General features: G+C 69.4%; 18 protein-coding genes. 9 read left to right on the top strand and 9 right to left on the bottom strand.

Going from position 1 to position 19921, the window contains the following annotated elements; genetic code table 11:
* Window positions 1–71 precede the first annotated feature (71 nt).
* Window positions 72–1061, bottom strand: a complete 990-nt coding sequence (locus AC1PLR_RS02450) for a bile acid:sodium symporter family protein (protein ID WP_481102541.1) — start codon at window positions 1059–1061, stop codon at window positions 72–74.
* 248 nt (window positions 1062–1309) lie between these two features.
* Between AC1PLR_RS02450 and AC1PLR_RS02455 the strand changes: the two genes are divergently transcribed.
* A complete protein-coding gene (locus AC1PLR_RS02455) occupies window positions 1310–2518 on the top strand; it encodes a lipase family protein (protein ID WP_481102542.1) in 1209 nt (402 codons plus the stop codon).
* 102 nt (window positions 2519–2620) lie between these two features.
* On the opposite strand, the gene dnaG is transcribed toward AC1PLR_RS02455, so the two are convergent.
* The 4 genes from dnaG to rpsU form a co-directional block, all read right to left on the bottom strand.
* Complete coding sequence (dnaG, locus tag AC1PLR_RS02460) at window positions 2621–4363, bottom strand: DNA primase (protein ID WP_481099750.1); 1743 nt, start codon at window positions 4361–4363, stop codon at window positions 2621–2623.
* A 69-nt stretch (window positions 4364–4432) separates the two neighbouring features.
* Entirely contained in the window at window positions 4433–5347 is a 915-nt protein-coding gene (locus AC1PLR_RS02465; RefSeq protein ID WP_481102543.1) for a YihY/virulence factor BrkB family protein, read from the bottom strand.
* 143 nt (window positions 5348–5490) lie between these two features.
* A complete protein-coding gene (locus AC1PLR_RS02470) occupies window positions 5491–5937 on the bottom strand; it encodes a GatB/YqeY domain-containing protein (RefSeq protein WP_371183609.1) in 447 nt (148 codons plus the stop codon).
* A 249-nt stretch (window positions 5938–6186) separates the two neighbouring features.
* Complete coding sequence (gene rpsU, locus AC1PLR_RS02475) at window positions 6187–6402, bottom strand: 30S ribosomal protein S21 (RefSeq protein ID WP_003465342.1); 216 nt, start codon at window positions 6400–6402, stop codon at window positions 6187–6189.
* 122 nt (window positions 6403–6524) lie between these two features.
* Between rpsU and tsaD the strand changes: the two genes are divergently transcribed.
* From tsaD to AC1PLR_RS02510, 7 genes are all read left to right on the top strand, one after another.
* A complete protein-coding gene (tsaD, locus tag AC1PLR_RS02480; protein ID WP_481102544.1) occupies window positions 6525–7607 on the top strand; it encodes a tRNA (adenosine(37)-N6)-threonylcarbamoyltransferase complex transferase subunit TsaD in 1083 nt (360 codons plus the stop codon).
* 62 nt (window positions 7608–7669) lie between these two features.
* Complete coding sequence (gene folB, locus AC1PLR_RS02485; RefSeq protein WP_010341629.1) at window positions 7670–8023, top strand: dihydroneopterin aldolase; 354 nt, start codon at window positions 7670–7672, stop codon at window positions 8021–8023.
* Window positions 8020–9339, top strand: a complete 1320-nt coding sequence (locus AC1PLR_RS02490) for a mechanosensitive ion channel family protein (protein WP_481102545.1) — start codon at window positions 8020–8022, stop codon at window positions 9337–9339. The genes folB and AC1PLR_RS02490 overlap by 4 nt, the downstream gene beginning before the upstream one ends.
* A 79-nt stretch (window positions 9340–9418) precedes the next feature.
* A complete protein-coding gene (locus tag AC1PLR_RS02495; RefSeq protein ID WP_481102546.1) occupies window positions 9419–10867 on the top strand; it encodes a circularly permuted type 2 ATP-grasp protein in 1449 nt (482 codons plus the stop codon).
* The gene (locus AC1PLR_RS02500) at window positions 10867–11808 is read left to right on the top strand and encodes an alpha-E domain-containing protein (protein ID WP_010341632.1); all 942 of its coding nucleotides are present in this window, start codon (window positions 10867–10869) and stop codon (window positions 11806–11808) included. The genes AC1PLR_RS02495 and AC1PLR_RS02500 overlap by 1 nt, the downstream gene beginning before the upstream one ends.
* 252 nt (window positions 11809–12060) lie before the next feature.
* A complete protein-coding gene (locus tag AC1PLR_RS02505) occupies window positions 12061–14238 on the top strand; it encodes a glycoside hydrolase family 3 N-terminal domain-containing protein (protein ID WP_481102547.1) in 2178 nt (725 codons plus the stop codon).
* A 168-nt stretch (window positions 14239–14406) separates the two neighbouring features.
* Window positions 14407–15552, top strand: a complete 1146-nt coding sequence (locus tag AC1PLR_RS02510; protein WP_481102548.1) for a PQQ-dependent sugar dehydrogenase — start codon at window positions 14407–14409, stop codon at window positions 15550–15552.
* Window positions 15553–15770: 218 nt separating this feature from the next.
* Here AC1PLR_RS02510 and AC1PLR_RS02515 read toward each other — a convergent pair whose 3' ends face one another.
* On the bottom strand, window positions 15771–16079 hold the full coding sequence (locus tag AC1PLR_RS02515; protein ID WP_017916324.1) for a hypothetical protein: 309 nt from the start codon (window positions 16077–16079) through the stop codon (window positions 15771–15773).
* A 168-nt stretch (window positions 16080–16247) separates the two neighbouring features.
* Between AC1PLR_RS02515 and AC1PLR_RS02520 the strand changes: the two genes are divergently transcribed.
* On the top strand, window positions 16248–16751 hold the full coding sequence (locus AC1PLR_RS02520) for a CcdC protein domain-containing protein (RefSeq protein WP_481102549.1): 504 nt from the start codon (window positions 16248–16250) through the stop codon (window positions 16749–16751).
* Window positions 16752–16870: 119 nt separating this feature from the next.
* Here the strand turns inward: AC1PLR_RS02520 and AC1PLR_RS02525 are convergent, their stop codons facing one another.
* From AC1PLR_RS02525 to AC1PLR_RS02535, 3 genes are all read right to left on the bottom strand, one after another.
* Complete coding sequence (locus AC1PLR_RS02525) at window positions 16871–17368, bottom strand: hypothetical protein (protein ID WP_481102550.1); 498 nt, start codon at window positions 17366–17368, stop codon at window positions 16871–16873.
* 87 nt (window positions 17369–17455) lie between these two features.
* Window positions 17456–18751, bottom strand: coding sequence for an APC family permease (locus tag AC1PLR_RS02530; protein ID WP_481102551.1), 1296 nt, complete (start codon window positions 18749–18751; stop codon window positions 17456–17458).
* A complete protein-coding gene (locus tag AC1PLR_RS02535) occupies window positions 18748–19563 on the bottom strand; it encodes a L,D-transpeptidase family protein (RefSeq protein WP_481102552.1) in 816 nt (271 codons plus the stop codon). The genes AC1PLR_RS02530 and AC1PLR_RS02535 overlap by 4 nt, the downstream gene beginning before the upstream one ends.
* Between the last annotated feature and the right edge of the window lie 358 nt (window positions 19564–19921).

Below are 19921 nucleotides of genomic sequence, written 5' to 3' on the forward strand. Positions count from 1 at the left end.
GCGCGGAACGCCGCTCGCCCTGCGGTCGCGCCGGCATGGCCGCCGCATCGGCTGCCGCCGCGTGGTGTTCGCTACTGCTGCGCGTCCGCCTTCGCCGCACGCGCGTAGCGTTGCGCGACCACCGCGCAGACGATCAGCTGGATCTGGTGGTAGATCATCACCGGCAGCACGATCGCACCGAGGCTGCCGCTGGCGAACAGCACCTTGGCCATCGGCACGCCGGTGGCCAGGCTCTTCTTCGAGCCACAGAACACGATCGGGATCTCGTCCTCGCGGGAGAAGCCCAGGCGCCGTGCGCCGAAGGTGATCAGCGTCATCGCCAGCGCCAGCAGCACCACGCCGACCGCGGCGACGCCGAGCAGCGCCGGCAGCGGCGTCTTGCGCCACAGGCCTTCGACCACGGCCGCACTGAATGCGGTGTACACCACCAGCAGGATGGTGCTCTGGTCGGTGTAGCGCAGCACTGCGCGGCGGCGTTCGACCCAGCCGCCGATCCAGCGCTGCAGCAGGTGGCCGGCGACGAACGGCACCAGCAGTTGCAGCATGATCTTGCCCATCGCCTCCAGCGGATTGGACATGGCGCTCTGCGCGCCGCCCAGCAGGCCCATCAGCATCGGCGTCAGGAACACCCCGAGCAGGCTCGACAGCGAGGCGCTGCACACCGCCGCCGGTACGTTGCCGCCGGCCATCGAGGTGAAGGCGATCGACGACTGCACCGTGGACGGCAGCGTGCACAGGAACAGCACGCCGATGTACAGGTCCGGGGTCAGCAGCCAGTGCGACACTGGCTTGAACAGCAGGCCGAGCAGCGGGAACAGGATGAAGGTGGCGGCGAAGATGGTCAGGTGCAGGCGCCAGTGCAGCGCGCCGGCGACGATGGCCGCGCGCGACAGCCGTGCGCCATGCAGGAAGAACAGCGCAGCGATCGCCAGGTCGGTGACCACGTCCATCACCGACGCCGCGCGCCCCTGCACCGGCAGCAGCGAGGCCAGCAGCACCGTGCACAGCAGCGCCAGCGTGAACGGTTCGATGCGCAGGCGCGCGAGCCAGGACTTGAGCATGGGGAAAAGTCGAGCGGGGGAGTCGTGCATTCTAGAAAGCATGGCGCCCGCGCGCGAATCCGGACGCACGACGTAGACAACTCGCAGACATGTTGCGCTGCCGGCCGTTTCGGTCAAATGCGCGTACCGGCCGCTTGCTAGATTGCGGCCACCCGGTCGATGGGGAGCGCGCCGGGCACGCAGGCGCGTCGTGCACGCGTTTGCGCTTCCCGCTCCTCCAGGCATTGCCACGGACTAGGAGCTTGCACATGTCGTACGACCAGTACCAGACCGTTTTTGCGCTTTCGAGCCTGGCCAATTGGGTCAGCCGCCGGCATGGCGTCGCCTCGGCGATACAGGCCGACTATCAACGTGTGTTGCATGCAACGCTCGGTTCGGAGACGGCAAAAACGGCGATCGGTACCTGGGACGTGGTATGGGGACCGCAAATCTGGCAAGCGAAGGAGTCGGTGCGCTCGGATAACGCGATGTTCGTCGCCAAGTCGAGCGACGTGAATGGCATTGCCGGCGATGTGTATGTGGTGGCGATCTGCGCGACCAATCCGTCTTCGCCCTACGATTGGTTAGTGGAGGATTTCGACGTCGCTTCCACGGTCGAATTCGCGAAGTACGACCCGTTGGCGTCGTCTCGACCCGTTGCGGCGGGCAAGCTGATTCTGCCGAAGACACCGGTCATTTCCATGGGGACCGCCCTGGGTGTCTGGCACCTGCTCAATATGGTGAGTCCCGCCTCGGCGGCCGCCCCCGGCACCACGCTCGACGCGTTCCTGAAAACCGTGGAGCAAAGCGGCGCGACAGTGGTCTTCACCGGGCATAGCCTGGGCGGCGCGTTGTCGCCGACCATGGCGACCTGGTTCAAGAGCAGAGGCCTGCTCGCTGGTTGCAAGGATGTGTACTGCTATGCCACTGCTGGCGCCACGCCGGGAAATGCGGCGTTCGCGGACGTGTGCGCACAGATGCTGCCGCCGCCGGCCATCGGCGAGAAGCCGTATCAGGCATGGAATCACGACATGTGGAATACGCTCGACGTGGTGCCGCATGCCTGGGTACCGGAGATGCTGGGCGAGATCCCTCACATCTACGACAACGGAACGATCCCCGGCGTGGAGGCGTTCGTCTTCCTGGCCCGAATCAACGCGCTGGCGTCGGGCATCACCTACAGCCAGATCGCGAATCAATCCTTGCAGGGAACACGCAGCGGCTCCCCGCCGACGGATACATTCGCGTTTCTCAAGCAGATGGCAATCCAGCACGGAACCGCATACCAAACGCTGATCGCCGATTGGCTGACGCCGGTCGTGCCGTTGGGTTACGCGCTGCGCAGTGCGGAGATCGATACCGATGCGTTGTTGCAGGTGCAGGCGACCCGTCTGGACGAGGCTGCTGCGGGCATACGCGCCCTACAGGCAAAGGATCGTGCGGCCTTCACCGCGTCCACCGCTGCTGCGGGCGGCTGATTGTCTTGATCGACGGCTGACTGCAGGGACGATGTTTGGCATCGCGCCGGCCACGCACCTTGCGTGGCTGGCGCCGATGCCTGAAGCATTGGCGCATCGCAGCTAATGCAGCCCCGCGCGCGCCTTCAACAGCTCCCGCAGCTCGTACTTGTCGGTCTCGTCCAGGCCTTGCGCGCGCTGCTTGGCCTGCAGTTCGTCCAGGCGCTGCTGCAGCGTCTGCTTTTCCAACTGCACGACCACGTCGTGCAGCTCCTGGCGCCAGCTGGCGGTCTCGCCGGCGATCTCCTGCACCGCCAGCTTCTGCAGCGCGGCCAGTTCCTCGCGTTCGTGGAAGTGTTCGAGCAGGGCGCCGGTGGTGATTTCCGGGCGCGCATGCACGATCTGCAGCAGTTCGATCATCAGTTCGATGCCCGGCAGGCGCAGGCCGGCGAACGGGTAGGGCGGCGGCAGGTCCAGTGCGAGCGACGGCGCCTGCAGCAGGCGCACGATCGCCTCGCGCACCAGGCTGCGCTTGTGCGCCGGGCGCGGCGTGCGCGGCGCTGGCCGGCTCGCCGCCGCCGTGGCGGCCGCCGGTGCGGCGGCGCCGATGCCGGTGAGTTCGGCCAGGCGCTGACGCATCAGGTCGCCGAAGGCGCCGTCGGGAATCTGCGCCAGCATCGGCCGTGCGCGTTCGGCCAGGCGCGCCTTGCCGTCGAGCGTGCCGAGGTTGATCTCGCGCGAGAGTTCGTCGAAGAAGAACTGCGACAGCGGCGTGGCCTGGACCAGCCGCGCGTCGAAGGCCGCGGCGCCTTCCTTGCGCACGATGGTGTCCGGGTCCTCGCCGTCGGGCAGGAACAGGAAGAACGCCTGGCGTCCGTCCTTCATCCGCGGCAGCACCGATTCCAGCGCCTTCCAGCCGGCGCGGCGGCCGGCGGCATCGCCGTCGAAGCAGAAGAACACGTCCGGCGCATTGCGGAACAGCAGTTCGGCGTGGTCCGGCGTGGTCGCGGTGCCCAGCGTCGCCACCGCCTGGGTGACGCCGAACTGGAACAGCGAGACCACGTCCATGTAGCCCTCGACCACGATCAGCCGCTCGATCTTCTGGTTGGCCTGGCGCACCTGCCACAGGCCGTACAGTTCGCGGCCCTTGTGGAACAGCGCGGTCTCCGGCGAGTTCAGGTACTTGGGGCCGTCGTCCTTGTCGAGTACGCGGCCGCCGAAGGCGATGACTCGCCCGCGGCGGTCGAAGATCGGGAACATCACCCGGTCGCGGAACTTGTCGTAGACGTGGCCGCGGTCGTTCTTGGAGAACAGCCCGGCGCGGTCGAGCAGCTTGAGCCGGCGTTCGTCGGTGCCCAATGCGTCCTTCAGCGCGCTGTAGCCGTCCGGGGCGTAGCCGATCTGGAAGCGCGCGCGGTTTTCGGCGTCCACGCCGCGGCCGTCCAGGTAGGCGCGCGCCTTGTCGCTGCCGTCGAACTGGCGCTGGAAGAACTTGGCCGCCGCTTCCAGCGCCGAGTACAGGTCGCGGTGGTCGTCGCCGGCGGCCTGGGCCGCGCCACGCTGCTGGGCGTCGCGCGGGATGTCCATGCCGGCGCGCTTGGCCAGTTCGTCGACCGCGTCGAGGAATTCGAGGCGGTCGTAGTTCATCAGGAAGCTGATCGCGGTGCCGTGCGCGCCGCAGCCGAAGCAGTGGTAGAACTGCTTGGTCGGCGACACCGTGAACGAGGCCGACCGTTCGTCGTGGAACGGGCAGCGCGCCGCGTACTCCTTGCCCTGGCGCTTCAGCGGCACGCGCGTGCCGATCACCTCGACGATGTCGGTGCGGGCGAGCAGGTCGTCGATGAATGCGTCGGGGATGCGGGCCATCCGCATAGGATGCCACGCGCGTGCGCCGTCACGCTGGGCGCGCTGCCTGCGTGGGGCAGCGCCGTGCGGTCAGGGCGACGGCGGTGCCTGCGCGGCGCGGCGCGGGTCGATCCCAGCGGCGACGAGCTTGCTGTGCGAGCGCAGGCGCTCGTCGATCACCGCGGTGATCAGCGCGCCGACGAAGAACACCACGGTGGCGTAGTAGATCCACACCAGCAGGATCACCAGCGCGCCCATCGAGCCGTAGGCGCTGCCCGGCGCGGCGGTAGCGATGTACAGGCCGATCGCGTAGCGCCCGGCCACGAACAGGCAGGCGGTGATCGCACCGCCGATGATCGCCTGGCGCCATTCCACGCGGCGGTCGGGCAGGTAGTGGTAGAGCACGGCGAAGGCCAGCACGTAGATCGCCAGGGTCGAGACGTAGCCGACCGCCGGCAGCAGCGACGGCATCCGCGCGAACACCACCTGCAGCACAGTGGTCAGGATCATCGAGATCAGCAGCAGGAAGCCGAGCCCCAGCACCACGCCGAAGGAGAACACGCGCTTCTTCAGCCAGGCCATGAGGCCGTCCAGGCGCTGCTTGTCGGTGCGGAAGATCAGGTTCAGCGCGTTCTGCAGCTGTGCGAACACCGCGGTGGCGCCGACGAACAGCAGCAGGGTGCTCCACAGCCCGGCCAGCGAGCCGATGTTGGGCTGGTTCTTGGCGTTGTCGATCACCGTCTGCGCGACCTCGCGCGCGCCGTGCCCGGCCAGTTGCCCGATCTGCGCGATCAGCGCCTCCTGCGCCTGCGGATACAGCGAGGCGGTGAGCCACAGCAGCAGCACCAGCAGCGGCGCCAGCGACAGCAGCGCGTAGAACGACAGCGAGGCCGCCTGGGTCATCACGTCGATCTCGACGAAGCGCCGCACCAGCGCGGCCGGCAGGCTCTGCTGCAGGCGGTCGAGGTGTTTGTGCAGGCGATCGGACGACAGGGGCAGGGACATGGGCGCGGGACCTTCGGCGCGCGGCGTCGCAACGCCGGTCCCGCACTGCACGCTTGAAGGAAGGGCGCGGGCTTGCCGGGCGTTGTAGCAGCCCGGCGTCGAAAGGCGGGTGAAGCCCGCCGCCCGCCAATCCTTCGGTAACGTCAGCCGGCCAACTGCTGCTTGACCAGCACCGAGACCTGGCCCATGTCGGCCTTGCCGGCCAGCATCGGCTTGAGCACGGCCATCAGCTTGCCCATGTCGGCCGGGCTGGCGGCGCCGGTCTGCGCCTTCGCCGCCTGGATCGCGGCGACGATCTCGGCCTCGCCCATCTTGTTCGGCAGGTAGCGCTCGATCACCACGATCTCCTCGCGCTCCACCTGGGCCAGGTCGTCGCGGCCGGCGGCCTGGTACTGGCTCACCGAGTCCTTGCGCTGCTTGACCATCTTGTCCATCACCGCGATCACCGCGGCGTCGTCCATCTCCACGCGCTCGTCCACTTCCTTCTGCTTGATGGCGGCGTTGATCAGCCGGATCACGCCCAGGCTGTGCTTGTCGCCGGACTTCATCGCGGCCTTCATGTCGTCGGTGAGCTGCTGCTTGAGGGTCATGAGGGGCTCCACAGGGAAGAGAAAAGGGGAAAGGGCATTCTAGGCAAGCGCGCTGGCGCTGGCCGTGTGGCCGGGGCGGCGCGCGGGCGTCGAGGGGACAGGGGCGGGGCCGATGCCTGGCGCGAGGCGGATCGCCTGGCCAAAGCGGCAGATGCACAAAAAGCCGGCGACGCTTGCGCGTGCCGGCTTCGTGGGCTTACCGTAGCGGATGCCGAAACCGGCACATCCCGCTACCGCAGGCCGCGATCCTCAGTACAGACGCTGGCGCTTGGTGACGTCGCGCGAGGTGCGACGCAGCTGGCGCTTCACCGCGGCAGCGGCCTTGCGCTTGCGTTCCTGGGTCGGCTTTTCGTAGAACTCGCGCTTGCGGGTTTCGGCCAGCACGCCGGCCTTTTCGCAGGTGCGCTTGAAGCGACGGAGCGCAAACTCGAAGGGCTCGTTCTCGCGGACTTTAACGCTGGGCATGGAATCTCCGGGACACAATGGTGACCGGGTCAGGCCCGGCGAGCCGCACATTATAGCGACAGATTTCGCGGCTGCAAGCACCCCGTTTGGCCTGCCGCCGATTCGGCCGCACAATGCACCCCATGAACGTTCTCGGCATCGAATCCAGTTGCGACGAAACCGGCGTCGCCGTCTACGACACCACCCGTTCCGGTGCGGCCGCGCTGCGTGCGCATGCGCTCTATAGCCAGATCGCCCTGCACGCCGAGTACGGCGGGGTGGTGCCGGAGCTGGCCAGCCGCGACCACGTGCGCAAGCTGCTGCCGCTGATCCGCCAGACCGTGGCCGAGGCCGGCCTGCAGGTGCGCGACCTGGACGGGGTGGCCTATACCGCCGGGCCGGGCCTGGTCGGCGCGCTGCTGGTCGGTGCCGGCGTGGCCCGCGCCCTGGCCTGGGCGCTGGAGGTGCCGGCGATCGGCGTGCATCACATGGAAGGCCACCTGCTGGCGCCGCTGATGGAGGATCCGGACCCGGTGCACGGCGCGCCGGTGCCGCCGTTCGTTGCGCTGCTGGTCTCCGGCGGCCACACCCAGCTGATCGCGGTGGAGGCCATCGGCCGCTACCGCCTGCTCGGCGAGACCCTGGACGACGCCGCCGGCGAGGCCTTCGACAAGACCGCCAAGCTGATGGGGCTGCCGTATCCGGGTGGCCCGCAACTGGCGGCGCTGGCCACGCAGGGCACCTCGGGGCGGTTCCGCTTCGCCCGGCCGATGACCGACCGGCCCGGCCTGGACTTCAGCTTTTCCGGACTCAAGACCCAGGTGCTGCTGGCCTGGCGCGACAGCGACCAGTCCGAGACGGTGCGCGCCGACATCGCCCGCGGCTTCGAGGATGCGGTGGTGGACACGCTGGCGATCAAGTGCGAACGCGCGCTGGAGGCGGCCGGCAGCGACACCATCGTGGTCGCCGGCGGCGTCGGCGCCAATCTGCGCCTGCGCGCCAAGCTGCAGGCGATGGCGCAGGCCCGCGGCGGCCGCGCCTGCTTCCCGCGCCCGGCGCTGTGCACCGACAACGGCGCGATGATCGCCTTCGCCGGCGCCCTGCGCCTGCAGGCCGGCCTGCACGACACCGCATCCGCGGTGCAGGTGACGCCGCGCTGGGACATGGCGACGCTGCCGCCGTTGGCGGCAGCGCGGGATTCGGGAGTGGGGATTCGGGATTCGTAACGCGCTGCTTTTGCCGTTGCTCTTACCATTCCCCAATCCCGAATCCCCAATCCCTGCTCCCAATGGATAAAGTCTTCATCGAAGGTCTGGAAATCGACGCGCTGATCGGCATCTACGATTGGGAGCGGCGGATCCGGCAGACGCTGCGCTTCGATCTGGAAATGGGCTTCGACAACCGCAAGCCTGCGGCCAGCGACGATATCGCCGATACGCTCAACTACAAGGCGGTGAGCAAGCGCCTGGTGGAACTGGTCGAGCAGTCCGGCTACGGGCTGGTGGAAACCCTGGCCGAGCGCTGCGCGGCGATGGTGCTGGAGGAGTTCGACGTGCGCTGGCTGCGGCTGAAGCTCAGCAAGCCCGGCGCGGTGCGCGGGGCGCAGGCGGTGGGGGTCATCATCGAGCGCAGCCGCGCATGAGCACGCAGGCATCGCTGCCGTTCGCCAGCGCCGCCCCGGCGGCGGTGCCCGGCGCGCGTTTCTTCGCCGACCTGCAGCACACCCTGGCGCCGTATCCCTGGGCCTACGACGCGATGGTGATCGTGGCGCTGTTGCTGGCGGCGTGGCTGGCCAACTGGGTGACCAAGCGGATCCTGCTGCGCGGGCTGCGGCGGGCGCTGCGCGCCACCGTGCTCAGCGACAAGGAAGTGAAGCTGAGCGTGATCCCGCGCCTGGCCAACGTGATCCCGGCGCTGGTGCTGTCGCTGGGCATCGGCGCGGTGCCGCACCTGCCGGCGGCGATGGTCAGCGTGGTGCGCAATGTCTGCGCCGCCTTCATCGTGCTGACCGTGGCGCTGGCCCTGTCGCGCGTGCTGGACATGCTCAACCACGTCTACGAACGGCGCCCGGACGCGCACAACAAGCCCATCAAGGGCTACATGCAACTGCTCAAGATCGTGCTCGGCGTGGTCGCGGCGGTGCTGATGGTGTCGGTGCTGGTGGACAAGTCGCCGGTGATCCTGCTCTCGGGCGTGGGCGCGATGATGGCGGTGCTGATCCTGGTGTTCCAGGACACCCTGCTGTCGCTGGTGGCCAGCGTCACCATCAGTTCCAACGACATGGTCCGCGTCGGTGACTGGATCGAGATGCCGCAGCAGAACGCCGACGGCGACGTGATCGACATCGCGCTGCATACGGTCAAGGTCCAGAACTGGGACAAGACCATCACCACCATCCCGACCAAGAAGCTGATCAGCGACTCGTTCAAGAACTGGCGCGGGATGAGCGAGGCCGGCGGGCGCCGGATCAAGCGCGCGCTGTACCTGGACCAGCACAGCGTGCGCTTCCTCGACGATGCCGAGATCGAGCAGATGCGGCAGTTGACCGTGCTGCGCGAGTACATCGACCGCAAGCGCGACGAGATCGGCGCGTGGAATGGGGCGCTGGCCGAGCGCGGGGTGGCGCCGATCAACGGCCGCCGGATCACCAACCTCGGCACCTTCCGCGCCTACGTCGAACATTACCTGCGCGCCAGCCCGCACGTGCGCCAGGACATGACCCTGCTGGTGCGGCAACTGGAGCCGGGCGCCAACGGCCTGCCGCTGGAGCTGTACTGCTTCGCCAACGACACCCGCTGGGCGATGTACGAGCAGATCCAGGCGGACCTGTTCGACCACCTGCTGGCGATCCTGCCCAATTTCGACCTGCGCGTGTTCCAGGCCTCCAGCGACGCGATGTTCATGGACAGCGCGCGCATCCGCCGCGCCCCGGACGCCGTCCCGCCGCCGGCGGCTTGACGGCCGTCACGACTGCGGGCATGTTGCGGGACAACATGCCGGCGCCTTTCGCCGCCGGCCCACAACAACAAGGGGCGCGATGGACTGGAGCAAGTACCGCACGGCCACCTTCGACGAGCTGATCCAGTCCGATGGGCAGCCACGTCCGGCCGCGCGCCGGGTCATCGAGTACCTGTCCAGCCTCAGTGGACGCGAATTGTCCGAACGCCAGCTCGCCGCCGATGTCGCCGCGCGGGTCATGGGTATCACCTTTACCGTCTACTCCGACGGCCGCAACGTCGACCGCACGCTGCCGTTCGACCTGATCCCGCGGGTGATTCCGCTGCACGAATGGCAGCGCACCGAGGCCGGGCTGAAGCAGCGCATGCGCGCGCTCAACCTGTTCATCGGCGACATCTACGGCGCCCAGCGCATCGTCAAGGACAAGGTGTTCCCGGCGATGCTGCTGGAGCACTCGGTCAACTTCCGCCCGCAGTGCGTGGGCATCACCCCGGCACTGGGGGTGTGGGCGCACGTGTGCGGCTCGGACCTGGTGCGCGACGCCGACGGCACCCTGTACGCGCTGGAGGACAACCTGCGCATCCCCAGCGGCGTGTCGTACATGCTCGAGAACCGCATGGTCGCCAAGCGGGTGTTCCCGGAGCTGTTCGAGACCAGTGCGATCCTGCCGGTGGACGACTATCCGGCGCAGCTCTACGACACCCTGGCGGCGCTGTCGCCGCGCCCGGGCGACCAGCCGGTGATCGCGTTGCTGACCCCGGGCATCTTCAACAGCGCCTATTTCGAGCATGCCTACCTGGCGCAGGCGATGGGCATCGAACTGGTCGAGGGCGACGATCTGTTCGTGGCCGACGACGACTGCACCTACATGCGCACCGTGTACGGGCCGCGCCGGGTCGACGTGATCTACCGCCGGGTCGACGATCTGTTCCTGGATCCGGAGGCGTTCCGCGCCGATTCGGTGCTGGGCGTGGCCGGGCTGATCCGCAGTTGGCGTGCCGGCAAGGTGGCGCTGGCCAATGCGCCGGGCGCCGGCGTGGCCGACGACAAGGTGGTGTTCGCCTACGTGCCGAAGATGATCCGCTACTACCTGGACGAGGAGCCGATCCTGCCCAACGTGCCCAGCTACCTGTGCCACGACGACAAGGACCGCCAGTACGTGCTCGAGCACCTGGACGAACTGGTGGTGAAGCCGGCCAACGAGTCCGGCGGCTACGGCATGTTGATCGGCCCGCGCTCGACCACGCGCCAGCGCGAGCAGTTCCGCAAGCTGATCCTGGCCGACCCGCGCAACTACATGGCGCAGCCGACCCTGGGCCTGTCCACCGCGCCGATCGTGACCGAGGCCGGGCCGGCGCCGCGGCACCTGGACCTGCGCCCGTTCATCCTTTCGCGCGAGGACGTCTACGTGACCACCGGCGGGCTGACCCGGGTGGCGATGGAGGAGGGCTCGCTGGTGGTCAATTCCTCGCAGGGCGGCGGCGCCAAGGACACCTGGGTGGTGGACCTGGACGAGGAGCCGGACTGATGCTCTCGCGCGTCGCCGACAACCTCTACTGGTTCAGCCGCTACGTGCGCCGCGCCGAGACCACCGCGCGGCTGGTGGGGGTGGGCAGCCTGCTGCAGCTGGACCTGCCGCGCTCGGTGCGCTTCGCCTGGCGGCCGATGATCGACACGGTCGGCGCCGGCGAGATCTTCGCGCTGTGGTTCCCCAATGCCGGCGACGACGTCGGCGATGCCGACGTGGTGCGCTTCCTGCTGCTGGACGAGCGCAATCCGTCCTCGCTGCGCAGCTCGGTGCGCTACGCCCGCGAACTGCTGCGCAGCATCCGCGACACCCTGCCGCAGGAAATCTGGGAAGCGGTCAACGACCTGCACCTGCACATCGACGCCAACGGCGAGCGCAGCGTCGGCCGCCGCTACCGCATGGAGTTCCTGTCCCACGTCACCGACGCCTGCCTGAAGGTGTCCGGGCTGCTGACCGCCAACGTCAGCCGCGACATCGGCTTCCAGTTCCTGCGCCTGGGCACGGCGATCGAGCAGGCCGACATGACCACGCGCATCATCGATGCCGGCGCCTCGGGCCTGATCACCCCGCGCCAGGCCGACGACCGCGAGGCCTACCAGGCCATGCAATGGATGAGCGTGCTGCGCGCGCAGGCCGCCTACCAGATGTACCGGCGCCACGTGCGGCAGCGCGTCACCGGCGAGCAGGCGCTGCGCTTCCTGCTGCAGAACAACGACTTCCCGCGCAGCGTGCAGTTCTGCCTGGTCCGCGCCCAGCACATCCTGCCGACCATGCCGCCGCGGCCGCCGGTGGAGCGCGCGCTGATGCGCATCAGCGGGCTGGTGCGCAATGCCGACCCGGCCTACCTGGCCGCGCACAACCCTGCCGGGTTCATGGACGAGATCCAGACCCACCTCGGCCACCTGCACAACGCCATCGCCGAGGCCTACTTCAGCTCCTGAGCCGCCGCGGGCGCCGCCGTGCCGGTGGCCGGCGGCTGCGACGCGGCCCTTGCGAGGCGGGGCATCTCGGCCGTGCCATCACGTCGCTCCCCCATGCGGCATCCGTCCGCAGGCGTATGGTGCGCGGCGGCCGGGCCGGACCCGGTCGGTAGACAGTTTTATGAATAGGCGATTCCGGCGCCGGAACTTGCACCATCGACTGGCCGCAGAGCTAGAATTGGCGGCTATGTAAACGTTTTCTCAAAGGACCCCATGGCTTCGGATCGTATCGAATCGCTCATCGCCCGCATGACCGTCGAGGAGAAGGTCGGCCAGCTCGGCGTCTTCGCCGACATGGTGCGCCCGTTCGCCCCCGACGTGAATCCGGAAGCCAACGTCCGCAATGCCGACGAGGTGCTGCAGCAGGTGCGCGCCGGCCGGGTCGGCTCGCTGTTCAACGGCGTCGGTGCGGAGCTGGGGCGGCGCATCCAGCAGGTGGCGCTGGAGGAGAGTCGGCTGGGGATCCCGGTGATCCTGGCCGCGGACGTGATCCACGGCATGCGCACGGTGTTCCCGATCCCGCTGGGCGAGGCTGCCAGCTTCGAGCCGGAGTTGGCCGAGCGCACCGCACGCGCCACCGCGGTCGAGGCCACCGCCGCCGGCATCCACTGGACCTACGCGCCGGCGGTGGACATCGCCCGCGACCAGCGCTGGGGCCGCGGCGCCGAGGGCGCCGGCGAGGACGTGGTACTGGGCTGTGCCTTCGCCGCTGCACGGGTGCGTGGCTTCCACGGGCCGGACCTGCGCGCCGACGATGCGCTGCTGGCCACGCCCAAGCACTTCGCCGCCTATGGCGCGGTCGCTGCCGGCATGGAGTACGCCAGTGTCGACATCTCCCCGCAGACCTTGCGCGACGTGCACCTGCCGCCGTTCCAGGCCGCCTTCGGCGCCGGCGCGCTGAGCGTGATGACCTCCTTCAATGACATCAATGGCGTGCCGGCGAGCGCCAACCACGAACTGCTGACCGAGATCCTGCGCGGCGAGTGGAAATTCCCCGGCGTGGTGATCTCCGACTACACCGCCGACATGGAGCTGATCGCGCACGGCTATGCCGCCGACGAGCGCGACGCGACCAAGAAGGCGTTCCTGGCCGGCATGGACATGAGCATGCAGAGCGGCTTCTACGCCGCGCACCTGCCGTCGCTGGTGGAGGACGGCGAGGTGCCGATGGCGCTGCTGGATGCGTCGGTGCGCCGCGTGCTGGAACTGAAGGAGGCGATCGGCCTGCTCGACGATCCGTACCGCTCGCTGGACCCGGCGCGCGAGGCCGACCAGTCGCACATCGCCGCGCACGATGCGCTGGCGCGCGACGCGGCGCGGCGTTCGATCGTGCTGCTGAAGAACGACGGCCTGGTGCTGCCGCTGCGCAAGCAGGGCCAGAAGATCGCGCTGATCGGCCCGTTCGTGCAGGACCGCGACAACATCGAAGGCTGCTGGACCCTGTTCGGCGACAAGAGCCGCTACGTGACCCTGGAAGCCGGCGTGCGCGCCGCGCTGGCCGACGCGCAGGCGCTGACCGTGGTCCCCGGCTGCGCGCTGGAAGCGCCGCTGGACGGCGGCATCGAGGCGGCGGTGGCCGCTGCGCGCGCCGCCGACGTGGTGGTGCTGGCGCTGGGCGAGCCACAGCGCTACAGCGGCGAGGCGCAGTCGCGCACGCAGATCGTGCTGCCGCCGGCGCAGCAGGCGCTGGCCGAGGCGGTCGCCGCCACCGGCACGCCGCTGGTGGTGCTGCTGCGCAACGGCCGCGCGCTGGCGCTGCAGGGCGCGGTGCGCGATGCCGCGGCGATCGCGGTGACCTGGTACCTGGGCACGCAGACCGGCCCGGCGGTGGCCGACGTGCTGTTCGGCGACTACAACCCGTCCGCGCGCCTGCCGGTGAGCTTCCCGCTCGATGCCGGGCAGCAGCCGTACTTCTACAATCACCCGCGCACCGGCCGGCCGGAACTGCCGACGATGAGCGAGTTCAAGTCGCGCTGGCGCGAGGTGCCGAATGCGCCGCTGTATCCGTTCGGCCATGGCCTCGGCTATACGCAGTTCGCCTACGGCGTGCCGCAGCTCGACCGCACCCAGGTCGGCTGGGACGACACCCTGACCGTGACCACGCGCATCGACAACGTCGGCGAGCGCGAGGGCGAGGAAGTGGTGCAGCTGTACATCCACGACCGCGTCGCCAGCCGGGTGCGCCCGGTGCGCGAGCTGAAGGCGTTCCGCAAGGTGCGGCTGGCCGCGGGCGAAGGCATGGAGGTCAGCTTCACCCTCGATCGCCACGCGCTGGCCTTCACCGGCCGCGACGGACGGTGCGTGGCCGAGCCGGGCCTGTTCGACCTGTGGGTGTGCGCGTCCTCGGCCAGTGGCAAGCCGGTCGCGTTCGAGTTGCTGCCGCAGGATTGATGACGGGCGTGGCGGCGTGGTCGCCGCGCCGACGTTCTTGAATACGCGACGTGTCTACCGGACCCGCCGCGGTGACGTGACCGCGGCCACGCCCTGGCCGCGCCATGCTTGCCGTGTACGCGGGGTCTGCTAGGTTCGGGATTCGACCCCAACCGATAGGTGCACGTCATGCAACGGACTCCCCTGGGTTTGGCTTGCGCGCTGGCCATGGGCCTGGCGATCGCTGCGGCGCAGGCCGCACCCGCCGACACGGCGGCCGAGCGGCGCGGCGACTGGCCGTTCTCGGCGACCCCGGTCGCCACCTTCAACGAACCGTGGGCGATGAGCTTCCTGCCCGACGGCACCGCGCTGGTCAGCGAGAAGGCTGGCACGTTGAAGCGCGTCGATCCGGTCAGCGGCCACAGCGGTGCGGTCACCGGCATCCCGACGGTGGCCTACGGCGGCCAGGGCGGTCTCGGCGACGTGCTGCCGCATCCGGGCTTCGCCAAGAACGGTTGGGTCTACCTGAGCTACGCCGAACCCGGCAGCGGCGACACCCGCGGCGCGGCGGTGATGCGCGCCAAGCTGACCCTGGACGCCAGCGGCGGCGGCACCCTGTCGCAGCAGCAGGTGATCTGGCGGCAGCAGCCCAAGGTGTCCGGCAACGGCCACTTCGGCCACCGCCTGGCGTTCGGCCCGGACGGCAAGCTGTGGATCAGTTCCAGCGAGCGGCAGAAGTTCGATCCGGCGCAGGACATGAGCGGCAACCTGGGCAAGATCGTGCGTCTCAACGACGACGGCAGCGTCCCGGCCGACAATCCGTTCGCCAACCGCGGCGGCGTCGCCGCGCAGGTCTGGTCGCTGGGCCACCGCAACGTGCTCGGCCTGGCCTTCGACGCCAACGGCCGGCTGTGGGAACACGAAATGGGCCCGGCCGGCGGCGACGAACTGAACCTGATCCAGCGCGGCGCCAACTACGGCTACCCGATCGTGTCCAACGGCGACCATTACGACGGCCGCCCGATCCCCGATCACAGCACGCGCCCGGAATTCGCCGCACCCAAAGTGAGCTGGACGCCGGTGATCTCGCCGGCCGGCTTCGTCATCTACAACGGCAGCCGCTTCCCGCAGTGGCGCGGCAACGGCTTCATCGGCGGCCTGTCCTCGCAGTCGCTGGTGCGGATCGAGTTCAACGGCGAGACCGCACGCGAGGCGGCGCGCTACGACATGGGCAAGCGCATCCGCGAGGTCGAGCAGGGGCCGGATGGTGCGCTGTGGCTGCTGGAAGACGGCGCCGGTGGGCGCTTGCTGAAGTTGCAGCCGCTGGAAAGCTGAAGAACGCGCCTGGCAGCGGCGGTGGCGTCGCTGCCGGGTGCGCGGTGTGGGTCGCACGCTGGGCGATGCCGGGCTTTCGTCTGAGTTGGCCTGCGTAGAAATGCCAGGAACCAAGGCCACACTGCCCTCGTAGGAGCGGCTTCAGCCGCGACGGGCTTTACCGAGAAGCCCGTCGCGGCTGAAGCCGCTCCTACAACACTGGAACGTGGCGCGTCGCCTCATTCGCCGTTGCCGGCACGCTCCCAAGCGCGGCGCACCGCGTGGCGGGCCTTGCTCCAGCTCAGCGTCTGCGAGCCCTTGTTGTTGTCCCAGTCGCGATGCAGTTCCGCTTCCACCTGCTCGTAGGCGCGGTTGAAATCGCGGATGCGGGCCTCGTGGCCGGCGTGGTAGGCGGGTTCGTAGTCTTCAAAGCGCTCGCCTTCGCTGTAATAGGGTTCGTCGGCGAAACGGTCGCGCCAGTACTGCGAGACGCTGTTGCGGTCCTCGTCGTTGGGCGCACGGCCGGGAATCTGATACGGAACGCTCATGATGGTTCTCCGTGGCGATGAATGCGCTTCACGCTAGCCACGGCTGCGTTAAACCTGCCCCTGCGCGGCGTGATCGCGATATGAAACATTCATGCCTTCTGGCGGGCTGCGCAGGCGCCCCGGCTGGCTTACGATCCGCCGCTACGCCCCTCTCTTCCGGCAACCCCCATGGCCGCCAACGGCATCGCCTTATTGACCCCGTACCTGGCCACGGCCGGTGTGGGCTGGCTGTATTACCGGCGCATCCGCCGCTATTTCGGCCGCCAGCCCTGGCAGCCGCGGCGCACCGGCGTGCGGCTGGGGTTCCTGCTGCTGGTCGCGGTCCTGCTGACCTGGCTGGCCGTCCAGTTGCCCGCCGTGCGCCTGGGCATGGCGCTGGGCGCCGTGGGCGGCGCCGCGCTGGGCGCCTTCGCCCTGCACCACACCCGCATCGAACTGCAGAACGGCGCCCGCTGGTACACGCCCAACCCCTGGATCGGCGCCGCGCTGAGCGTGCTGTTGCTCGGGCGCCTGGCCTGGCGCTGGGCCAGTGGGGCGTTCGCCGGCGCCAGTGCCGAGACCTTGCAGAACGCCAGCCCTCTGACCATGGGCATCGCCGCGGCGCTGATCGCCTACGGGCTGGTGTATGCCGCCGGGCTGCTCGTGCGCATGCGGACACTGACGCCGACCTGATCGCGGGCGCGTGGGTGGCGGTTCCTCGGTGAGCCTTGCAGTCTGTGCAGACCGTTGCGCGCGATAGCGCGCCCGGGCGAGATCGCAATGCAGGCTGCCGCGTTCGCCCTGGCGCCGCGTCAGTGCGCGGCCGCCGCTGCCTCGTACGGCAAGGCCGTGGTGCCGGCCGCGCGCAGCGGCGCATCGGCGGCGTCCAGTTGCTCCGGCTCCCCTTCGATCACCACCAGGATGCGCCCGGCCTCGATTTCCTCTTCGAAGTTGCGCCGCACCGGGTCCGGCACGGTGGAGCCGACCAGCGCCGAGGACCAACTGCCGACCAGGGCGCCGGCGATCGCCATGACCCCGGCGCCGGCTAGGGTGATGCCCAGCGGCGGCACCGCGATCGCCGCCAGCCCGGCCAGCAGGCCGGCCGCACCGCCGCCCAGGGCGCCGCGCGCCGCGGCCGGCACGGTGTCGGTCTTGCCCTCCTTGCGGTCGTCGGGGATCGCTTCTAGTTCGATGTCGCCGCGCGCGACCAGCGACAGGTCGTCGTTGTCGAGACCGGCGCCGCGCGCAGCCTGCAGCGCGCGGGTGGCGGTGGGCAGATCCGGAGCGCTGTAGACGCGGCGTCGTTTCATGGCGGGCGGCTCTCGCTGGTGGGCGTCCAGCGTCCGGGCGCCGCGGTTATCCGCGCGTGACCTGCGCGCAAGGCGGCGTGAAGGCGTTCAGGCCGCGTCCTTGCGTGGGAACCGATAGAACAGCGCGCCCACCAGCAGCGCCACGCCCGCCGCCACCAGGTTCTGCCAGCTGGCGCTGAGCAGCAGCGCCAACGCCAGCAACAGCGCCGCCAGCGGAATCAGCGGCCCACCCGGCAGGCGCAGCGCACCGGGCCGGTCGCGGTAGCGCCGTGCCAGCACCAGCACCGCCGCGGCGGTGCCGATGTAGGCGAACAGGCGGGTGACCATCGACAGCAGCGCCAGTTGCACGAACGAGCCGGACAGCGCCAGCGCCAGCGACAGCACGCCTTGCAGCAGGATCGCCGCGGCCGGGGTGCGGAAGCGCGGATGCACCCGCGCCAGGAATGCCGGGCCGTAGCCGTCCTTGGCCAGCGCGAACAGGAAGCGCGGCCCCAGCATCACCGTGTTGCTGGTGGTGCCGAGGATGGAGATGGTGGCGCCGACGGTGAGGATCAGCGCCAGCGCCTCGCCGCCGAAGCCGCTGGCGGCATCGGCCAGCGGCGTCGCCGATTGCGCCACGTTGGGCAGCGTGCCCTGCGCCACCACCTGCACGGCGGCGTAGATCAGGGTGACGGTGACGATCATGGTGATCAGCGCGAACGGCACGTCGCGGCGTGGATTGCGGTACTCGCCGGCGGCGGCCGGGATGTTCTCGAAGCCGGCATAGGCGAACAGCAGCAGCAACGCGGCCTCGCCGAGGTTGCCGACATCGCGTGGATCCGGGGTCTTGCCGGAGAACGCCCACGACCAGTCCACGTAGAACACGCCGATCGCCACGAACAGCAACAGCGGCACCAGCTTGCCGATCACCAGCGCCACGCCGGTGCGCGCGGCCGACTTCACCCCGATCACGTTGATCGCGGTGAGCAGGCCGAGCGAGCCGACCACGATGCCCAGGCGCGCGCCGCCCCCGGCCGCGGCCGGCCAGAAGCGCACCACCGCATCGGCCAGCCCGTTGCTCAGCGCCGCTGCAGAACTGATCCGGGTCAGCCAGATCATCCAGCCGATCTCGAAGCCGGCGAAGCGGCCGAACGCCTCGCGCGCATACAGATAGCTGCCGCCGGGTTCGTCGAAGTAGCTGGCCGCCTGCGCGTAGCACAGCACCAGCAGCGCCACCGCCACGCCGGCCAGCAGCACCGCCCACAGGCTCAGCGGCCCGAGCAAGGCGGCGGTGGCGGCGGGCAGCAGATAGATGCCGCTGCCGATCACGTCGTTGATCGACAGCCCGACGATCTGCCAACGGCTGACCGCGCGGACCAGTCCGGGTGCGGGCGCCTGGCTCACGATGCCGGCTCCACGGCCGGCAGCGCCCAGTCGGCCTGCAGGCGCCGGTAGGCGTCGCGCGGCAGCAGCACGAACAGCGGCGCGGCCGACGGCCGCAGCCACGCCAGCAGCCGCTGCATGTCGGCCGGCTGCATCGCGGTGCAGCCGGCGGTGGGCGCGCCGGGCGCGCGCCACAGGTGGGCGAAGATGCAGCTGCCGGCGCCGGGTGTGCCCTGCGCGTTGTGCTGGATCACGAAGCCTTGCCGGTAGCGCTGGTCGCCGGCGTGTTGCAGGTCGAGGCGCATGGGTTCGGTGGACCCGGCGACCGCCTCCTTGCCGACCTTGTCGGCATCGACGATCTGGTTGTACAGCGGCGATCCGGGCACATCGATGCAGTAGTTGCTCTGCTGCATCGCCTGGTAGGGCATGGCGCTGTCGATGCGCGGCGCGTAGCCGAAGGCTTCGCCGATGGTGAACACGCCGGCCGGGCTGCGGCCATCGCCTTCGCGTTTCTGCGGGCCATCCGTCTGCGCCGGATGCAGGCCCAGGCCCCAGGCGCTGCCGTGACTGCCGAGACTCACGTCGAAGGCCTTGCCCTGCGCACGCCAGCCTTGTGCATCACGCTCGAACGCCTGCAACGTGCCCTGCGGGCTGTCCCAGTCCGGCGCCAGCACCAGGATCAGCTGCTGCGCGCGCTGCACGGCCGGCACGGCGGTGTCGGCGGCCATCCCGGGTGCGGCGATCAGGGCGCACAGCAGGGCCAGGCCGATGCGCCAAGCGCGATGGTGGCTGGCGTGCGTTGGCGCGGCAGGGGATCGGTGGAGCAGGGGCATGGGGATCTCCGGGGGCGACTTGGGCGCGAGGGCGCGCCTTGGGTGCAAGGTAGCGCAGTTGCGAGGCGGATGGCGCGCGCTGGTGCGGCGATCTTGTCGACGATTTGGTCGGTGCGGTGGGTGGCGGTGAACTCGGTGTTGGCAACGCGTCGCCGGCGGTCTGATTTTTTCGATTGCCTGTTTCCGCACCAAGCAAGATGCTCGTTGCCGTTGCCGTTGCCGTTGCCGTTGCCGTTGCCGTTGCCTGTTGCTGTTGCTGTTGCTGTTGCTGTTGCTTGTGCTGTTGCTGTTGCCGTTGTTCTGGCTTTTGACTTACCGGGTTCCCTTCCGAAGCGGCGAACCAGGCGGGAAAAACCCG

Source organism: Xanthomonas sp. NCPPB 3570, from assembly GCF_056725115.1.